The organism is Agarivorans sp. QJM3NY_25, from assembly GCF_050870875.2.
Classification (GTDB): domain Bacteria; phylum Pseudomonadota; class Gammaproteobacteria; order Enterobacterales; family Celerinatantimonadaceae; genus Agarivorans.
In genome coordinates this window covers 2133752-2151251 of record NZ_CP194041.2, presented here as the reverse complement: position 1 = coordinate 2151251, position 17500 = coordinate 2133752, and the positions used below count along the sequence as shown (strand labels likewise).

Sequence of the window (17500 nt, the reverse complement as noted above, 5' to 3'; positions counted from 1 at the left end):
CTTTACTGCTATTAACTATTCGGCTTTAGTATGACTAATAGTAACCAATATATCGAGCAACATACATAAAAAATACTTAAACACAGAGATAAGCGACAAATTTATTACCATATTGAGGCCAATAGCCAAATAATAACTCGTTTAGTATGATGATCTCTTGCCGATGAGCAGAGCCTAAGATAATACTTATTATTCAGGACTAAGCTTACAATCCCAAAATCGAGTGGTAATGGCACGAATTGCATAGTGTTGGGCGAATAATAGTGAAACCCATGTACGAGCCTAGTCATTGGCGTCTCCATTCAATGACCATGCAGAGTCATTCATACAAATGTCTCGCTTGAGGGTGTCTCGGAGCAAGTAAAGCAACAGTGAAAAATTAGTCTATGGAATTGGAAGACATTTATCGACGCGATCTGAATCTTCTGATCGGATTAAAAATACTTTTAGAAGAAGGCAGCGTAAGCGGTGCGGCTCAAAGGTTAAATTTAAGCCAATCTGCCATGAGTCGAGTATTAACTCGTCTACGTGAGTTACTCAACGATCCCTTGTTTATTCGTCAGGGTCAGGGCTTAGTGCCAACCCAACGAGCCATCGAGCTGAATCAACATTTACAGCATCCCCTAGAAGAGCTAAGGCAAATTTTAAGCCCTAGTGATTTTAATCCCAGTCAATGCCAACAACACTTCACGATCGCCACCACCGACTATGCGATGCAAACGATCCTTCCCTTTGCCTTGCCACGAATTTATCAAGAAGCGCCTAACATCACTCTCGAGTTTGTTCCGCTACAACACGACCAATTAAACAAACAGTTAACCAGTGATGGCTACGACATGGCGATAAGTCGACCAACAAAGCCTGTTGCACCTTTGCTCAGTGAAAGCTTAGGCTTAGTCAGTGTATTTTGCTTACTCTCAAAGCATCATCCTTTAGCCAAGCAAGCACTCAGTTTACAAAATTATCTCCATTACCCACATGCGATGATTGCAATTAGTGACGGCGTAAAACAGTTGATTGACGAAGCCCTGATTGGACACCCTAAACCTAAATTATTATTACGTGCTTATCACCTAGATGCCGCCATCGCCATTGCCGATAAGCAACCCATCATCATTACCGTTCCCGCAGATTTAGCTTATTTGCAAGCAGACAAACATCAGCTACTCATCAAACCTTTACCCTTTAAATTTGAACCCTTCGATTATTCACTAATTTGGCCTTTACGCTGTGAACATGCTGCGCCACAGCAGTGGCTACGAAATCTGATTAAACAAGAGTGCAGCCGGCTGATCAGTAAACGAGTTCAAGACATGGGCTTGGTCTAAAGCGTCAATCAATACGCCGATCTTTGTCGGCGTATTCAATACCAAGGCTCTCAATTCTTATAACTTAATCACCACTCGACCAGTCACCTGACCGAGGGTAATGGCTTCTGCATATGCAGCAACTTGCGGCAGTTCAATTTCGGTACATGCTTGCTGGAAATAACTTTGTGGAAGTAATTCAGCTAAACGTTGCCAAGCTTTAATGCGCTTGGCCGTCGGACAACTCACTGAATCAATACCTAATAAGCTCACACTACGCAAAATAAATGGCATCACGGTGGTTGGTAAGTCAAAACCACCCGCCAGACCACAGGCTGCCACCGCACCATTGTAATCAATTTGCGCCAACACTTTTGCCAATACATTGCTACCAACCGTGTCTACCGCACCTGCCCATAATTGCTTTTCTAAGGGACGCGCAGCTTCGGCAAACTCATCTCGATCAATAATCCGAGAGGCACCTAAAGAACGCAATAACTCGCCATTTTGTTCAACACGCCCAGTAACAGCTGCCACGCTATATCCAAGTTGGGCCAATAGACAAACGGCTACCGAGCCCACGCCACCGCTAGCACCCGTCACCAGTATTTCACCAGACTCAGGCGTGACCCCCGCATCAATTAAGGCTTGTACACATAACATCGCGGTGAAACCAGCCGTACCAACCATCATGGCTTGTTTACCATCAAATCCTTTGGGTAAAGGCACCAGCCAATCTGCTTTTAAACTGGCCTTCTCTGCCATTCCCCCCCAATGCCCTTCACCGACGCCCCAACCAGTTAATACCACTTTATCACCTTCGGCGTAACGCGGATCTAAAGAGCTTTCTACGGTACCTGTTAAATCAATTCCAGGGACCATTGGAAAATTACGAACAATTCTGCCTTTGCCGGTAATTGCGAGGCCGTCTTTATAATTCAACGAGGAATAATCAACTTTAACCACCACGTCTCCCTCTGGAAGCGCCGAGTCTTCCAGTTGACAAATGCTAGCGCAGGTTTTCTTATCAGCAAGATCGAGTACGAGTGCCTTAAACATAAATATGCTCCGAATAAATGACTGAAATAACAAAACAAAGGTGAAGTGTAATCCTTGTTGAATAATGTATTAAATGAATTTTTATCATTTAATAGATGTACATAACTCATAACTTAGCCAACATGAGCGAAATTGTTTTGCTTGGGTATACACACTATTTTCAGGGTCTAGCTTATACCTTATCACAGGCTAAGTAACGGATAGCTTCGTCGTCAAACAACCACCGAAATAGAACAGTGAAAAACAAATGGGTTCAAAATTAACTTTACACTCCATATGAACCGGAGTACATTGTGAGCCATTCAACCAAAAGAACCCAACGAACGCTCGAGGAGTAAACATGGAACGCAGTTATATTTATGCGCGCATGTCACCCAAATTTATACAGCAGGCAGCACAAAATCAAACCATTCAAAGCCAGTACCCAGAAGCCGAACTGAAGTTAGAAACAGGGATCCGCGGTAATGTGCCAGCCCTTGAGCGTCCGGTATTAAGCACCCTAATGGCGCAACTCAAAACTGGAGATACGCTGATTGTTTGGTGGATTAACTGCTTAGGTAGTAGTTTTACTGATATTCATAGCACCATAAGCCAACTGCTGACACAAGGGGTCACAATTAAAACCTATGACCAACAACTCAGCATCCATGCCGACAGCAAACAATTATCCTTAATAAATGCTTTATTGACTGGCTTTGCCAATAACCAGCGCTGTCGCAGACTCGCAGCAGCAGCACTGAGCCGTGAAGCATTGCGACAAAATCCAAGCGAATGGAATAAGAAATATCAAGGTCGCAAATGTGACCAAGAAAAGCATCAAAAAATCGCAGCAGCCTTAATTGAGGGGAAAACCTTACAACAGACTGCCGATGAGAGTGGCGCCAGTCTGTCGACGGTGAAGCGCGTAAAAGCCAAAATTGCGGAACAAGGCAACTTAGGCGATATGCGGCTCAAACGTAAATCCAACAAACAGAATCAAAGTGAATAATCATGAAAAGAAAATTACAGTTAAAACAACTCACCGTGGTCAAAAGTGAGACCATATCGCCGAATATGCAGCGGGTCACTCTCAGTGGAGAAGCAATCAAGTCGTTTGCTGAAGATAGCGCAGGTCAATACCTAAAACTATTATTTCATCCGCAAGGTGGCAGTGATCTGAGTTCGTTAAGCGAAGAACAACGCCCTGTGGTACGTACTTACACCGTACAAGCCTTAGATCAAAGCACACAAACCTTGAGCATCGATTTTGTGCGTCATGGCGATGCCCAGCCGAGCCCAGAAAATGGCGGCTATGCCAACCATTGGGCGCAGCACTGCAAAGTAGGTGATAGCATTCAGCTGGCAGGCCCTAACTCAAATGCAGCGATTGACATGAATACCGATAGCGTATTGCTGATCGCCGACATGACTGCTTTGCCCGCAATGCAAGCAAAACTAGCTCAACTGCCGAGCAACACCCAAGGAACAGCCTTCGTATTGCTCAAGCATCAAGCCGATAAGCAGTCAATCCAAACACCAGAAGGCATTCAAATTCACTGGCTGATTGAAGAAGACAACAGGCAAACGCTAGCAGATGTAGTGATCAATCATCCATGGCCTCAAGGCAGTGTTGCTGTTTGGTGTGCTTGCGAATTTACTGACATGCGCAAGATACGGGCGTATATTAGCCAGCTAAAAGTCCCGCGCTCAAATTCTTATTTCAGTAGTTATTGGAAACAAGGGATGACCGAAGATGGTCACAAAGTATTGAAAAAAGAAGACTCAGACGCCTTCTCTCACAACATGAAGTAACGCGATGACAAACCGCTCATTTAACTGGAAACCCGTTCTGTTGGCCAGCTTAGTCGTAAGCATTGGTCAACTCAGCATGGGTTTAGTTTTTCCTTCGCTGCCTTGGATAGCCAAAGATTTTTCGATTAGCGTCGATGAAGCACAACAACTGATAGCCATTTATCTACTAGGCTTTGGTCCATCACAATTTATTTATGGCCCGGTATCAGATGCAATTGGTAGACGTAAAGTGTTGTTATTTGGACTGTTACTTGCCTTGCTTGGTTTAAGTGTAGCAGTGGTCGGTAGCCAACACTTCGAACTACTGGTGCTAGGCCGCTTTATCCAAGGCTTGGGAGCAGGTTGCTGCGCCGTTTTAGGACGAGCCTCGCTAAGAGATAGTTATTCTAAGGATGAGCTTCCTAACGCGCTATCGTGGATTACCGTTGTCGCCTCATTCACGCCAATTGTCGCGCCTGTCATTGGTGGGTTTATCAATCATAATTTAGGCTGGCTTAGCGTGTTTATCTGCTTGCTTTGCTACATTTCGCTAGTTTGGGTTTTGCTGTATTTCTTATTCACAGAGACCCTACAAACCAAGTCTGCTTTGGCGAAGCCACAAAAAATAGTGTGTGACTATATTGAACTGTTTCGTTCGCGCTACTTTGTCAGTTTTGCGGCCATTAATTGGCTTAACTTCAGTTTGGTGGTGATCTCGGTATCACTGATGCCTTTCATCATGCAAGTCCAGATTGGGATGACTTCGGAAGAATACGCTTTATGGGCCTTAATACCGGCCAGTGGTCTACTCACTGGCAGCCTCATTTGTAATCGAGTTCGGCCAAAAATAGGAACCAAAGCAATGTTGTTCTGCTCACCAGTGGTTCATCTTTGCGCTGCAATCTGGTTGATTATGGCTCCATTAACACCGCTGGCGATGATGAGCGGCCAATTTTTAATGGCTCTTGGCAATGGAATTGCCCTGCCCTGCGCCATGACATTATTACTATTACCTTTTAAAGATAAGGCTGGTACTGTCGCCGCTTTAGCCGGTGGCTGCCAGATGCTGTTTGCCGCCCTGGCGAGTATGCTATTGCTCAAAATGGGCATGCATTACGCCTGGCATTTAGGATTAGTTATCGGACTATTTGCCTTACTAAGCAGCTTTAATATCTATTACGGCTTTAAGGCCTCGCCTCCAAAATCAAAGTCCGAGGCAACGGTATTATCGAGTTCAGTTTAACGAGTGGAATACGAGTTAAACTCTTTTTATTACAGTGTCTTAAGGCGATTAAATAGCCGTTCCATAATACATGCAGATCCGCTCACCATCGATTTCCCGGATCTTAAAGGGAATCTCATAAATTTGAGAGAGCACTTGTTCATCGATGACTTCCGCCACGGGTCCACTTTTAATCACCTCGCCCTTTTTCATTGCGACGATGTTATCGGCATAACAAGAGGCGAAGTTAATATCGTGGATCACAATCACCACCGCCTTATTCATCTGATGAGCCAAGCGACGCAGGGTACTCATGATCTCGACCGAATGTTTAATATCCAGATTATTTAGGGGTTCATCTAAAAAAATGTAATCGGTATCTTGTGCCACCACCATAGCAATAAAAGCCATTTGTCGCTGACCGCCACTAAGCTGATCTAAATAACTCTGTTGAATATGCTCGATATCTAAATGTTCTAAAGCTTGATCAATAATTTGCTGATCTTGCTGGTTTAACCGCCCCTTCGAGTGAGGAAAACGGCCAAAAGCCACTAACTCTCGCACGGTAAAACGCATATGAATATTGTTGGCTTGCCTTAAGACTGCTAAACGCTTTGCCAGCGCTTCACTATCCCACTGCGCCAGTTCTTTACCAGCAATGAGCACCTCCCCTGCATCACAGTCCGTTAAGCGACTAGCCATCGACAACAAGGTACTTTTACCCGCGCCATTGGGGCCGATGATTGCACTCACTTCCCCCAAGGGAAATAGTGCACTGGCGTTGTTTACCACATAGTGATTACTGTAGATTTTTGACAAGCTGGTTAGTTTTATCATAGGACTAGTCTTGAGAGCCGTTAGTTAAATTTGTTACGCATCAGCAACAGCAAAAAGTAGCTGCCACCGATAAAATTAATGATCACACTGAGAGTGGTTTCAAAACTCAGGAGGTTTTCCACCAACCACTGTCCACCAACCAACAATACGGTTGCTAACAACGAGCAGGCGATCAGCAGGAAACGATGGTTGAAAGTCGTAAATAATTGATGTGTCAAACTCACCACAATCAATCCAAAAAACAAGATCGGTCCCACCAGTGCGGTAGAGATTGAAACTAATATTGTGACCACAAACATCACTTTCATGGTAAGCCGCTGTGTATCAATCCCTAAGCTTTTGGCGTTATCTGCGCCCAAGAGCAATACATCCAATTGACCAGACAGTCGATACAAGTAGCTAAGCGCCAAAAGTAAGGGAGCGATACACCAATAGACCAACTCACCGTTCACATTATTAAAGCTGGCGAACATCGACCCCTGAATGAGCGAAAATTCACTCGGATCCACCACCAGCGTAAAAAAGTTAGTCATACTGCTAAATAAGCTGCTACACACAATGCCAATTAGCAATAAAGTAAACACATCGTTGCTTTTACGCCGAAAATAAAGTGTAAACAGGCCCATGGCTAAAACCACCATGCTCAAGGTCGCAATTAAAAAGTTAAGTTTGCTATTCAGCATCAAGCTGCTGGCACTGCCAAATAGCAGTAAAATCAGCACTTGTATCAGCACGTAAAGGGAGTCAAAGCCTAGGATAGAAGGCGTTAAAATTCTATTATGAGTAATGGTTTGAAAAGCCAACGAAGAGGCTCCAATCGCGGCTGCAGCCAGCATCATTGCAAGTACTTTAGGGATCCGCCGTGACAAAAAGAATTGATAATTATCGAGGGTTAATCCCTTTGACAAAAAATATGCAATAATAATCGCGGCCGCTATCGCCAGTAATGTCACCTTCATCGAATTAGCCATTGGACTTATCCTTTAACACTAATCCAATAAAAGTTATCCCACCCAAAATGCTAATAATCATTGAAATAGGAACTTCATAGGGAAACAATATGACTCGGCCAAGTACATCACAAATTAGAACTAAAACCACTCCCCAAAAAGCCGTCCAAGGTAAATTTCGCTTCATATTATCGCCCATGAATAGCGAGACCAAATTGGGAACAATTAGACCTAAAAATGGAATAACACCAACAATCATCACCACCGACGATGCCAACAATGCAACAATCATGACGCCTATCAAGATGATTTTCTGGTAATCCAAACCTATATTTTTAGCGAAGCTTTCACCAATGCTAGCGGCACTAAATTGACTTGCGTAATAGTAGGCGACTAGTGATACAGGTAAAGCTAAGTAGAGAATTTCGTAATTCCCCTGTAGCACCGAAGCGAAGTTTGCAACGGTCCATGAAGACAAGGTTTGCATTAAATCGTATTTATAAGCGATGAAGGTGCTTAACGAAGAAATAACATTGCCATACATAATCCCAATGAGCGGAACCAGCACCGTATTCTTGAACTTTAAGCGCTGCAGGAAACGTACAAAGATTAAAGTGCCCAGCAGCGAGAATAATAGGATCACCCCAAGCTGAACTAAACTGTTCGCATCACTAAACAGCATAATGCTCAACACATAACCCAACATCGCGCAATCGATGGTTCCGGTGGTCGATGGTGCAGCAAAACGATTTTGTACGATTTGCTGCATGATTAAACCAGCGATGCTTAAACCAGCGCCCGCCAAACAAACGGCCAATAGTCTTGGGATGCGGCTTGTTATAAAGATAAGCCAAGCTTGGTGATCACCTTGCAATAAGGCTTGCGGGCTAATGCTCGCCACCCCGACAAATAGCGAACAGCTTGCTAAGCTAAACAAAGCAAGCAGCGCGCACAATACGCGATTTATTTTCATAGTAAAAATTGCCCAGACAGGGGACTACCTTAAATTAATTGAATGCCTTATGAACATCATCCAACATGATTTGAGTAGCCCTTGGCCCTCCGGCGCTTAAATACCAAGCTGCGGGATCAACAAACACAATCCGCTGATGTTTGGCGGCAGGCGTACTCGCCACCAACGGATTATTAAATAGTGATTTAGCACGTCCAGAGCTGCGTCCTATTGCTTGTTCGCGGTCTAGTACCAATAAAACATCGGGCGCTGCATCGGCAATATATTCGAAAGAAATGAGATTTCCGTGAGGACCCACTGTCGATTCAACATTTTTAGCTAACGAAGACAAAAAACCCAATTCTTGATATACCAAAGAAAAACGACTGTTATCTCCGAAACTGGCTAAATTGTTTCCATTATTCATCACCGTGAGCGCTGTTAATTGTTGTTGCTCACTCAAGTGATGTTGCGCGGTGAATTGTTGAGAGAAACCTTGAATTAAAGTTTCTGCTTCAGCTGACTTACCGAACAACTTGGCTAAATTACGCCAGTTAGTTTGGGTGTCTCGCCAATAGTGGCCGGGCTCCACATAAAACATATAGGTGGGTGCAATCGCTGAGAGCTCTTGATAAACCTTCATCATTCGCGCTTCTGCAATAATCAGGTCTGGCTTAAGCGAATATATCGCTTCAAAATCTGCCTCGGTGTTACTTCCTGCGCTACCATATTGCTCAGTTTGATATTGCTTTAGGTAATCGGGTAACAAGCTTTTAACAACACCCACGGGCTTAATTCCTAGCGCATCCACCAAATCTAAGCTGGCATGCCCCAAAACCACCACTCTTTTAGGTGAACTCTCAAGGCTTAGTTCCCCCATGTGGTGACGTACCGTGAGACTTTCTGCCAATACTGCGCCAGACACCAAACATAGCGCAGTAACCAGCACTGCTTTACCCCAAACTAACAACCGATTTTTGACAGACATGTTCAACTCAAACTCTCTATAAGATCAAAAAATATGCAACGTGATTACACGTTCAAAATAAAGCATCCAAATAGTTAAACTAAAAAATAATCGCAAAGCCACGCGCTAGATCAACTTAAAGTTAAATTTAAATGCAAATCATTCTTGTTGGCATCAACAGTAACAAATAGACTTCATCCGTCAACTGAATATTGTTAATAGTAGCTATCCATCTTATGAATTTACGAAGTATCGATCTCAACCTACTGCTGATATTGCAGCAACTGTTAAATCAAAAGCATGTCTCCAAAACCGCTCGGTCTCTCAACATCAGTCAACCCTCGGTGAGTCGCGCACTACAAAAGCTCAGAGTCATTTTTAAAGATGAACTACTGGTCAGAACCAATCAAGGTTACGATTTAACTAACCGTGCTAAAGTTTTACTCAAGGATTTAGAGCGTCTGATTGCGGAGATGGAAACCCTGTTTGACGGCCAACAATTTGAGCCAGCCAACAGTAGAAAAACCATCAAAATGTTCGGTCTACTGCCAGATATCAACTATCTACTACCGCCCTTTTTTAAACTGCTGCGTCAACAAGCCCCCAATATGACGCTAGACGTTGACACTATCCCGCAAGATCATTTTAGTCCCCTGGAAAATGGTGACACCCACTTTGTACTCTCTGCATTTACACCTAGTTCTAGCCAACAAGAGCTCTATCGCATGCCCATCGCTCAATTGGAATTTAAATTGGTGATGAATCAGGATCACCCCTTAGCCAAGCAAGTGATCAACTTGGACAACCTACTTGAGTGCAATTTTGGGGCAATTTCCATTCAAGGTGATAAACGCTTTACCTTAGAACAACAACTCCGAAATAACGGCTTACTAACAAAGCAGCAACAGCTTCGAGTTCCGCTGACACTGACCAACTTTAACGCAGCCGCCTGCCTAGCCGAGGTGAGTGATATTATTTTCCAGCTGCCTGCCCACTTTGCCGACAGCATTTGCCAAGGACGAAATTTGGTGGCCCGCTCAAACCTAAAAGCACTAAAAATCAATAACCCAATCATCTATTTGTACTGGCATAAGCGCCATCATAACGACGCAATGTGTTGTTGGGTAAGGGAACAGTTTAAAGCACTTTACAATAACAAAGCTGACAAGCCGCTCAACTAAACGTTTTGCTTAGTCTTATCAGAGCCAGTATGCAATAGATGAATAGTTACCATACAAATTTACAATGGCACTCGCGTTGACTTCATCGGGAAATTCACCGACTTTAGCGCAAATTATTCTCATTAGCATTATGGATATACCAATGACATTGTCAGGAAACGCTCGCTTACGCACTGCTCCGACTTACTTCGTCGCTGCACTTACAACACTTAGTAGCCCCAGCATATTGGCCAACGAGGGCGAGCAAACCACTGAGAAATTTGAACAGATAGTTATCACGGCATCGCGTACCCAAGCGAGTGTGGCAAAAGCCCCTGCCTCTATTTCAGTGATTAGCGCCGAACAAATTCAAAGTAAACCCAACATCAACTTGGCAGATATAGTTAAAGAAGCGGTGGGCGTAGAATCCATCAAAGAAAGTGGCCGAGCTGGGCGTGAGCAAGTCAGTATTCGTGGTATGGATGCTAAATATACCTTAGTACTAGTGAATGGTCGACGAATGAGCTCTAGCAGTGCGATTGTGCGAGGAAATGACTTCGACCTTTCCACAATTCCGGTCGACAGCATCGAACGCATCGAAATTATTCGCGGGCCAATGTCGGCGCTCTATGGCTCGGATGGGATGGGCGGTACCATTAATATCATCACCAAAACACCACAAAATGCTTGGCAATCTACCCTCAACGGTAACTTATCAAGCCCAGCCGATGGCAACGGTGGCGAGCAATACTTACTTGGCTTAAATACTGGCGGCGCATTAATCAACGACAAGCTATATGCTCGCTTTGCGCTCAACGAAAGCTATCGAAATTCTTGGAACCCCTACACAGGCACTGGCAATACCAGCAACGGCTCCTACGACCGAGCCGATGTAACCGCTATCGAGAAACGCGATACTCTAAGTATGCAAGGAGCGCTGTCTTGGTATCTTAGCGATCAGCAAATTATCGATTTGGATCTCAGCTATAGCGATGACTTTCGAGACTCCCTAATCGAAGGGAATAAAGGTGGCCAACCGTCGATTACCGCCAGTGAACAGAAAGTAATACGCCATAGTCAGGCACTGACTCACAGCGGTTTTTGGCGCTGGGGAGATAGCCAAACGCGCTATTCTCACGAACAAGTCAAAGTTGAAGGCCAAGCCACTAGCGAAGACGCGCTGGAAACCAATCATATTTTCGAATCTTCAGCCACCACTTATCTGGCTACCCACAGCTTAACCTTTGGTGGTGATGCCCGTTATAGTTCCCTTGACGACCCCAATAACTTACCGAATAGCAAACAAACTAGTGTTCAGCAGCAAGCGCTATTTGTGCAAGATGAATGGGCCTTTGCGAGAGACTGGACCGCCACGCTAGGTGCTCGTGTCGACCATCACCAAGACTTTGGGACCGAGCTAAGCCCTCGCGCCTATTTGGTTAACCAAGTTAATCCAAATCTAGTGATTAAAGGCGGTGTGGGCAAAGCCTTTAAGGCACCAACCATGGTACAGCTGAATCCAGATTTTACGCTCTCTAGCTGTGGCGGCCATTGTTATGTGGTTGGGACCCCAGATCTCCAGCCAGAAACCAGTGTCAACTACGAACTCTCGGCTTTATATCATCAGCACTCGTGGTCACTCGCCGCCACAATATTTAGAAATGAAGTCGATAACCTGATCCAACGTAGTGGTACTCAAATCGATGATGGCCAATACGATAGACCCTATGAATACTATGAAAATGTAGAGCAAGCCCTATTTCAAGGCTTAGAACTCGAAGGCAGTGTTGAGCTTTCAGCACAGTTGAGTATTAAAGCAAACTATAGCTTTACCGATGCTCGCGATGCGACTACCAATCAACAGCTCACCAATCGCTATAAGCATTCTTCACTGTTGCAACTCAACTGGAAGCCAAGCGAGCACTTATCAGCATTCACCAGTGCCAACTATCGCGGTCGAAAAATAATCGAACAAAATGACAATGGGGAAGAACTAATCCAAGCACCATATACCCTCATCAACATCGGCTTAAATTATCAGCTAAACGACAGCTTTAAGTTTCGCGCAGGGATCGACAACCTAAGTAACCAAAAGCTAAGCGACGATATTATTGCCTTAGGTCATGTGGAATCGCCACGCACTTATTATGTTGGTATGTCTGCTAATTTCTAGGAGAAAGTTTAATAAGCAGCTTCGCCCTACTTAAAAGAGGCGAAGCGCCTATTGAATGTCATCAATCAAGGTCATCAATCAAGGTCATCACCGCGGATGAATTACCATAGCGTTTACCAGCATGTTAGTCTTCGCCACACAAAAAAGTCCAACGAACGCAGCGGGAAACGCAATGACAATTTTAGATATTGACTAACATTTCGCTAGTTAAGATGGATGTCTTGTTATCTTTAGTTTAAGTTGCTGCAGACATTTGCTAAATCACGCTTAAGCGCGAGCTTACTTTCGAACAATATCTTAATCATCAGTCTTGTATGGGTGGTGATACCTTGCTGAGGCGCACATTGGCCCAGAAATTATCAAACCGAGTCACCTACTGTGAATTTAGCCCTTAATCGGCCTGACAATAGCCTGAGGACTAAATAATTGCGGTGGTGTTCACTTCACTAACACTGTTACTGTCCCTGTAGTTTTTATCATGGATGTCCATGCTCTTCTTATTAAACGCTGACTGCACTTCTTCGACTGTATACGGCGGGTTTCTTTTATGCACAACCCTATGGCAATTAGGGCACAGTGGAACTAAATCAATGATTGGGTCAATTTGATAATCAGCACCAATTTCAGAAATAGGTTTGATATGGTGAACCTCAATAATACCTTCAGCAATTTCCCCATAAAGTTCACCCATATTATTTAAACAGCATTGACATGTTAATCCGTGGTGCTCGATACAAGCAGCATGAGCATATCGATTTCTTTCAAATTTATTGACTTGAATTTGAACCCTTTTTCCTTCCCACAAAGGAGTGTCAGTTTCAATTTCAGGTAATACAGCTGACTCTTCATTTACAATATTTAATACTTTTTCATGTAATTCAGATTCACTTAATTTTTTAAGAGAATCATTAACTTTTACACGAGATGATCTCTTCTCTGCGCCTTTATAACCTGCTCTATGTGGGAAAAATGCATCATATTCATCTCGCAGTCTCTTCAATGAACTGTCTGGCATTGAAAAGAATCTAGAGTAACTAATAAGTAAATTCGTCATATTTTTATTAGGCTCAAGATTTTTATAAGAATCTGGAAATTTTGCCAAATAGTAGGCAACGACATGTGCTTCTTCTGGGATATGAGCCATTGGATTCTCCTGCACTATGAATAAAAATATAACGCTGAGCTCAGTTGCAAAAATACCTGGCGCTACATTTTGGGTACCAAAATTCGTGACAGGTATTTTTGTCAATTGCAGCGATTTGTGTACGCCCAGCATGGGCATGAACTAATGAGGTGAAAGTCCTCTGTAGGAAGGTCACCGTTTAATAATGTTTTGATTATTAAACGCTAACTACTAGCGAATGGCAAGGGCATTGCCGCGAGGGAATGTCTGAAGGAAGCCGGACGCCTTTTTATCTAAAAAGAGGGCGAGCTGATGAACAAAACGTCAAAGAAGACACCCACCCCAACTAACGAAATGCTCATTACAGTCTAAACTGTCAATAGTGATTTATTTGGGGGAGTTATCATCATGCCTAGGTCAAGACGCTCGCAAGTGAGCTTATCGGATACACCCTACTATCATTGTGTTTCCCGTTGTGTTCGACGGGCGTTTCTGTGTGGCGAAGACCAACAAACCGGTAAAAGCTATGAGCACCGCCGCCAGTGGGTCGAGGATTATCTGCTCAAATTAGCGTCGGTGTTCGCCATTGATGTTTGTGCTTATGCTGTCATGAGTAATCATACCCACCTCGTGCTACATGTTAATCAGCCGCAAGCAGAAGCTTGGTCAATGGGTGAAGTCTTAGAACGCTGGCATAGCTTGCATCAGGGGACCTTACTAACTCAGATGTATCTCAACCTTGAGTTACGTCCGCAGTTAAGTGAGGTGCAACTGCAGGCCATTCGTGCCACCGCCGAAGTGTATCGGACTCGCCTGTATGATTTAAGCTGGTTTATGCGCCATTTAAACGAACACATTGCGCGAGCCGCCAATCAAGAAGACCAATGTACCGGTCGATTTTGGGAAGGACGCTTTAAATCCCAAGCGCTTTTGGATGAAGCCGCACTCATGGCGTGTATGGCTTACGTAGACCTAAACCCCATCAGAGCCAAGATGGCAAGTACACCAGAGGACTCGGCCCATACCAGCGTACAGCGACGAGCAAAAGCCGCTCAGCTAAAACAAGCCCAGGCAACAAACCTGTTTCCCTTTGTGGGTAACCCAAGAGAGCCGATGCCCCAAGGCTTACCCTTTGAGCTGAAAGACTACCTTGAGTTAGTCGATATGACCGGACGCATGGTAAGAGAAGATAAACGGGGTTACATCGACAGTGGAGAAAGTTCCATCATCCAACGCTTAGGGATAAATGAAGCACAGTGGCTGACTTTAAGCGGTGAGTTTGAACGGCACTTTTCTGGCGCAGTCGGTCAAGAGCGCTTGCTCAGACAATATCATCGGCATATGGGGCATCAACGAACGGCCGGTTTAAGTTGCAGCAAACGTTTGCTAAACCGCGCTTAAGCGCGAGCTTACTTTCGAACTATGTCTGAACCATCAGCTTTGCTGAGGCGTGTATGGTTTCAAAAATCAGCGAAATGAGCCATTTTGGCAAACTTACCCGTTAATCGGCATGACAATAGCCTGAGGACTAAATAATTGCAGTGGTGTTCACTTCACTAACGCTGTTACTGTCCCTGTAGTTTTTATCATGGATGTCCATGCTCTTCACGAAATGAGCCATTTTGGCAAGCTTACCCGTTAATCGGCATGACAATAGCCTGAGGACTAAATAATTGCAGTGGTGTTCACTTCACTAACGCTGTTACTGTCCCTGTAGTTTTTATCATGGATGTCCATGCTCTTCGAAAAATAATCGAACAAAATGACAATGGGGAAGAACTAATCCAAGCACCCTATACCCTCATCAACATCGGCTTAAATTATCAGCTAAACGACAGCTTTAAGTTTCGCGCAGGGATCGACAACCTAAGTAACCAAAAGCTAAGCGACGATATTATTGCCTTAGGTCATGTGGAATCGCCACGCACTTATTATGTTGGTATGTCTGCTAATTTCTAGGAGAAAGTTTAATAAGCGGCTTCGCCCTACTTAAAAGAGGCGAAGCGCCTATTGAATGTCATCAATCAAGGTCATCAATCAAGGTCATCAATCAAGGTCATCACTGCGGATGAATTACCATAGCGTTTACCAGCATGTTAGTCTTCGCCACACAAAAAAGTCCAACGAACGCTGCGGGAAACGCAATGATAATTTTAGATATTGACTAACATTTCGCTAGTTAAGATGGATGTCTTGTTATCTTTAGTTTAAGTTGCTGCAGACATTTGCTAAATCGCGCTTAAGCGCGAGTTTACTTTCGAACAATATCTTAATCATCAGTCTTGTATGGGTGGTGATACCTTGCTGAGGCGCACATTGGCCCAGAAATTATCAAACCGAGTCACCTACTGTGAATTTAGCCCTTAATCGGCCTGACAATAGCCTGAGGACTAAATAATTGCGGTGGTGTTCACTTCACTAACACTGTTACTGTCCCTGTAGTTTTTATCATGGATGTCCATGCTCTTTGGGATCAGTTTGAACTGGCAACACTGGACTGGATTGCTTGTTCAACAACGGGCGGCGGCTGAGTTCATACCACCAGCAGAATACGAAGAAAACTACTATCGACAGTTGCCCGATGATCAGGCAGCATAACTCAAATAAATCTGCCTCCGAACTTGTCGGGGCGATTCATAGACCATCTTTACAACTATAAACCATTAAACATACGGAGAAAGGTTCATGGAAGAACATAGCTACACCAGTAGGCCGACATTAAATCATAATGAACACTTGTTTATTTTTCTTTCGATAATGTATGCCTATCTAGTTTCGATTATTCTCAAGGAAATCACTGTGATCATCGTTGAAACCAGTTTTCTGAACAGCACTCCATTTCAAAGGTACGAGCTGATACTGGTGTTATCTTGTTGGTGCATAACATTTTTATTTTCGGTTCAAACATGGTGGTCTTTATGGTTTGATAAGAAAAAAGCGAACAAAAGTTTCAATCACTTTATTCTCTTAAATAGTTTGCCGGCACTGTTTTTACTGGCAGTAGCATTTTTAAACAAGCAAACTGATGTGTGGTTGGAATCGTATAACCTAGGGCCAGATTCATCTAGCGACGGGAGTACATTTCTAAAGGGGTTGCATAACTACCTATGGGTCATGGGATATATTCTCCTTCATATTGTATTAATGAAGTATAAGTTAAATGAAAATATCGATTCAAAACTAAAATATCTACACCAAAGAGCATTACCTGGATTCCTACTAATAGTTTTAGGCACCATTGAGTTTTACTTGGATAGTAATGGTAAAAACTATAGCCTATTAAGTGGATACCTTGGGGCTGCCACACTGTTGGCATGTGGTGTGGGGGGATATTTAGTTTTTGTTTTCACTAATCGCTATAAAAATTTAATGAATAGGGAAATAGATGAGGATGAGTTTGTTGAAAAATGCCTTCCATTAGCAAACGACTCCCATCGTAACAAATCTAAAGTGGCAATACTAATAGTGAAATCTAGCAAGCGTTTTGTGAGCGCTGATTGTGCAGAGATAAAACGAATAAGTCGAAAGGACCAGCCAACTCATATACTACCTGGTTATTTTATTTATCACTTTATAAGAAAAGCAGACAATGCGCATCAAATCAAAGGAATTATGTCTAGGGTTGACTCATCGATTAAACACACATCAATATTGGGTATAACAACTCATCAGTTCGTGTTTTACGATCTTGGGCCAGAAAAAGATTTAGATTGCGAAAAACAAATGCTTCAATTCCTTAAGGAAGCAAGGGAGTTATTTGACAGAAAGTTGAATTTGGAAGCCAAAAACGAAAGTGATTTTCCGTACATCGAAAACTGCTTACCTTCTGAACGCGATCTGCAAATAGTTTAAAGTTTAAAGATTCGGTTTTAAGCGCAAGTTCAGGGCTACGCTGTCAACTTGCGCTGCCGATCCCTTACTGATCCCTAGCGTCATAGTAGACACCCACCCCAACTAACGAAATGCTTATTACAGTCTAA

At 43.5% G+C, this 17500-nt stretch carries 16 protein-coding genes; 10 read left to right on the top strand and 6 right to left on the bottom strand.

What is annotated here, in order from left to right; genetic code table 11:
- Window positions 1-386: 386 nt before the first annotated feature.
- Window positions 387-1328 (top strand): LysR family transcriptional regulator, encoded by a 942-nt coding sequence (locus ACRRSW_RS09960; RefSeq protein ID WP_432459248.1) that lies wholly within the window; start codon window positions 387-389, stop codon window positions 1326-1328.
- Between the two features lie 57 nt (window positions 1329-1385).
- Here the strand turns inward: ACRRSW_RS09960 and acuI are convergent, their stop codons facing one another.
- The gene (gene acuI / locus ACRRSW_RS09955; protein WP_432453378.1) at window positions 1386-2366 is read right to left on the bottom strand and encodes an acrylyl-CoA reductase (NADPH); all 981 of its coding nucleotides are present in this window, start codon (window positions 2364-2366) and stop codon (window positions 1386-1388) included.
- Window positions 2367-2706: 340 nt separating this feature from the next.
- Between acuI and ACRRSW_RS09950 the strand changes: the two genes are divergently transcribed.
- The 3 genes from ACRRSW_RS09950 to ACRRSW_RS09940 are packed head-to-tail and all read left to right on the top strand — an operon-like array spanning window position 2707 to window position 5379.
- A complete protein-coding gene (locus ACRRSW_RS09950) occupies window positions 2707-3354 on the top strand; it encodes a recombinase family protein (RefSeq protein WP_432453379.1) in 648 nt (215 codons plus the stop codon).
- 2 nt (window positions 3355-3356) lie between these two features.
- Window positions 3357-4157, top strand: a complete 801-nt coding sequence (locus tag ACRRSW_RS09945; RefSeq protein ID WP_432453380.1) for a siderophore-interacting protein — start codon at window positions 3357-3359, stop codon at window positions 4155-4157.
- Between the two features lie 4 nt (window positions 4158-4161).
- Window positions 4162-5379, top strand: coding sequence for a multidrug effflux MFS transporter (locus ACRRSW_RS09940; RefSeq protein ID WP_432459247.1), 1218 nt, complete (start codon window positions 4162-4164; stop codon window positions 5377-5379).
- 48 nt (window positions 5380-5427) lie between these two features.
- Here the strand turns inward: ACRRSW_RS09940 and ACRRSW_RS09935 are convergent, their stop codons facing one another.
- From ACRRSW_RS09935 to ACRRSW_RS09920, 4 genes are read right to left on the bottom strand one after another with little or no spacing between them, the layout of a single operon-like run.
- Window positions 5428-6195, bottom strand: coding sequence for an iron ABC transporter ATP-binding protein (locus ACRRSW_RS09935; RefSeq protein WP_432453382.1), 768 nt, complete (start codon window positions 6193-6195; stop codon window positions 5428-5430).
- 20 nt (window positions 6196-6215) lie between these two features.
- Window positions 6216-7166, bottom strand: a complete 951-nt coding sequence (locus tag ACRRSW_RS09930; RefSeq protein WP_432459246.1) for an iron chelate uptake ABC transporter family permease subunit — start codon at window positions 7164-7166, stop codon at window positions 6216-6218.
- Window positions 7159-8118, bottom strand: coding sequence for an ABC transporter permease (locus tag ACRRSW_RS09925; RefSeq protein WP_432453384.1), 960 nt, complete (start codon window positions 8116-8118; stop codon window positions 7159-7161). Before ACRRSW_RS09925 ends, ACRRSW_RS09930 begins: the two co-directional genes overlap by 8 nt.
- A gap of 34 nt (window positions 8119-8152) precedes the next feature.
- Entirely contained in the window at window positions 8153-9085 is a 933-nt protein-coding gene (locus tag ACRRSW_RS09920) for a siderophore ABC transporter substrate-binding protein (protein ID WP_432453385.1), read from the bottom strand.
- A gap of 215 nt (window positions 9086-9300) precedes the next feature.
- On the opposite strand from ACRRSW_RS09920, the gene ACRRSW_RS09915 reads away from it, so the two are divergent.
- Window positions 9301-10245 carry a LysR substrate-binding domain-containing protein gene (locus ACRRSW_RS09915; protein WP_432459245.1) on the top strand — a complete coding sequence of 315 codons (945 nt, stop codon included), beginning with the start codon at window positions 9301-9303 and terminating at the stop codon, window positions 10243-10245.
- 142 nt (window positions 10246-10387) lie between these two features.
- Window positions 10388-12397 carry a TonB-dependent receptor domain-containing protein gene (locus ACRRSW_RS09910; protein ID WP_432459244.1) on the top strand — a complete coding sequence of 670 codons (2010 nt, stop codon included), beginning with the start codon at window positions 10388-10390 and terminating at the stop codon, window positions 12395-12397.
- Between the two features lie 418 nt (window positions 12398-12815).
- Here ACRRSW_RS09910 and ACRRSW_RS09905 read toward each other — a convergent pair whose 3' ends face one another.
- Window positions 12816-13541, bottom strand: a complete 726-nt coding sequence (locus ACRRSW_RS09905; protein ID WP_432459243.1) for an HNH endonuclease — start codon at window positions 13539-13541, stop codon at window positions 12816-12818.
- A 387-nt stretch (window positions 13542-13928) separates the two neighbouring features.
- Here ACRRSW_RS09905 and ACRRSW_RS09900 point away from each other — a divergent pair, with 387 nt between their 5' ends.
- The 4 genes from ACRRSW_RS09900 (at window position 13929) to ACRRSW_RS09885 (ending at window position 17372) form a co-directional block, all read left to right on the top strand.
- On the top strand, window positions 13929-14921 hold the full coding sequence (locus ACRRSW_RS09900; RefSeq protein WP_432459242.1) for a transposase: 993 nt from the start codon (window positions 13929-13931) through the stop codon (window positions 14919-14921).
- Between the two features lie 324 nt (window positions 14922-15245).
- Window positions 15246-15479, top strand: a complete 234-nt coding sequence (locus ACRRSW_RS09895; RefSeq protein WP_432459241.1) for a hypothetical protein — start codon at window positions 15246-15248, stop codon at window positions 15477-15479.
- Window positions 15480-15980: 501 nt separating this feature from the next.
- Window positions 15981-16118, top strand: coding sequence for a hypothetical protein (locus ACRRSW_RS09890; protein ID WP_432459240.1), 138 nt, complete (start codon window positions 15981-15983; stop codon window positions 16116-16118).
- An 87-nt stretch (window positions 16119-16205) separates the two neighbouring features.
- A complete protein-coding gene (locus ACRRSW_RS09885; protein ID WP_432459239.1) occupies window positions 16206-17372 on the top strand; it encodes a hypothetical protein in 1167 nt (388 codons plus the stop codon).
- The last annotated feature ends 128 nt before the right edge of the window (window positions 17373-17500 follow it).

What these genes read in the sequence shown, in the direction of transcription:
- ACRRSW_RS09885 (WP_432459239.1), top strand. Translation starts at nt 16,206, where the DNA reads ATGGAAGAACATAGCTACACCAGTAGGCCGACATTAAATCATAATGAA.
- ACRRSW_RS09890 (WP_432459240.1), top strand. Translation starts at nt 15,981, where the DNA reads ATGCTCTTTGGGATCAGTTTGAACTGGCAACACTGGACTGGATTGCTT.
- acuI (WP_432453378.1), bottom strand. Translation starts at nt 2,366, where the DNA reads ATGTTTAAGGCACTCGTACTCGATCTTGCTGATAAGAAAACCTGCGCT.
- ACRRSW_RS09930 (WP_432459246.1), bottom strand. Translation starts at nt 7,166, where the DNA reads ATGGCTAATTCGATGAAGGTGACATTACTGGCGATAGCGGCCGCGATT.
- ACRRSW_RS09920 (WP_432453385.1), bottom strand. Translation starts at nt 9,085, where the DNA reads ATGTCTGTCAAAAATCGGTTGTTAGTTTGGGGTAAAGCAGTGCTGGTT.
- ACRRSW_RS09925 (WP_432453384.1), bottom strand. Translation starts at nt 8,118, where the DNA reads ATGAAAATAAATCGCGTATTGTGCGCGCTGCTTGCTTTGTTTAGCTTA.
- ACRRSW_RS09915 (WP_432459245.1), top strand. Translation starts at nt 9,301, where the DNA reads ATGAATTTACGAAGTATCGATCTCAACCTACTGCTGATATTGCAGCAA.
- ACRRSW_RS09905 (WP_432459243.1), bottom strand. Translation starts at nt 13,541, where the DNA reads ATGGCTCATATCCCAGAAGAAGCACATGTCGTTGCCTACTATTTGGCA.
- ACRRSW_RS09910 (WP_432459244.1), top strand. Translation starts at nt 10,388, where the DNA reads ATGACATTGTCAGGAAACGCTCGCTTACGCACTGCTCCGACTTACTTC.
- ACRRSW_RS09945 (WP_432453380.1), top strand. Translation starts at nt 3,357, where the DNA reads ATGAAAAGAAAATTACAGTTAAAACAACTCACCGTGGTCAAAAGTGAG.
- ACRRSW_RS09935 (WP_432453382.1), bottom strand. Translation starts at nt 6,195, where the DNA reads ATGATAAAACTAACCAGCTTGTCAAAAATCTACAGTAATCACTATGTG.
- ACRRSW_RS09900 (WP_432459242.1), top strand. Translation starts at nt 13,929, where the DNA reads ATGCCTAGGTCAAGACGCTCGCAAGTGAGCTTATCGGATACACCCTAC.
- ACRRSW_RS09950 (WP_432453379.1), top strand. Translation starts at nt 2,707, where the DNA reads ATGGAACGCAGTTATATTTATGCGCGCATGTCACCCAAATTTATACAG.
- ACRRSW_RS09960 (WP_432459248.1), top strand. Translation starts at nt 387, where the DNA reads ATGGAATTGGAAGACATTTATCGACGCGATCTGAATCTTCTGATCGGA.
- ACRRSW_RS09895 (WP_432459241.1), top strand. Translation starts at nt 15,246, where the DNA reads ATGGATGTCCATGCTCTTCGAAAAATAATCGAACAAAATGACAATGGG.
- ACRRSW_RS09940 (WP_432459247.1), top strand. Translation starts at nt 4,162, where the DNA reads ATGACAAACCGCTCATTTAACTGGAAACCCGTTCTGTTGGCCAGCTTA.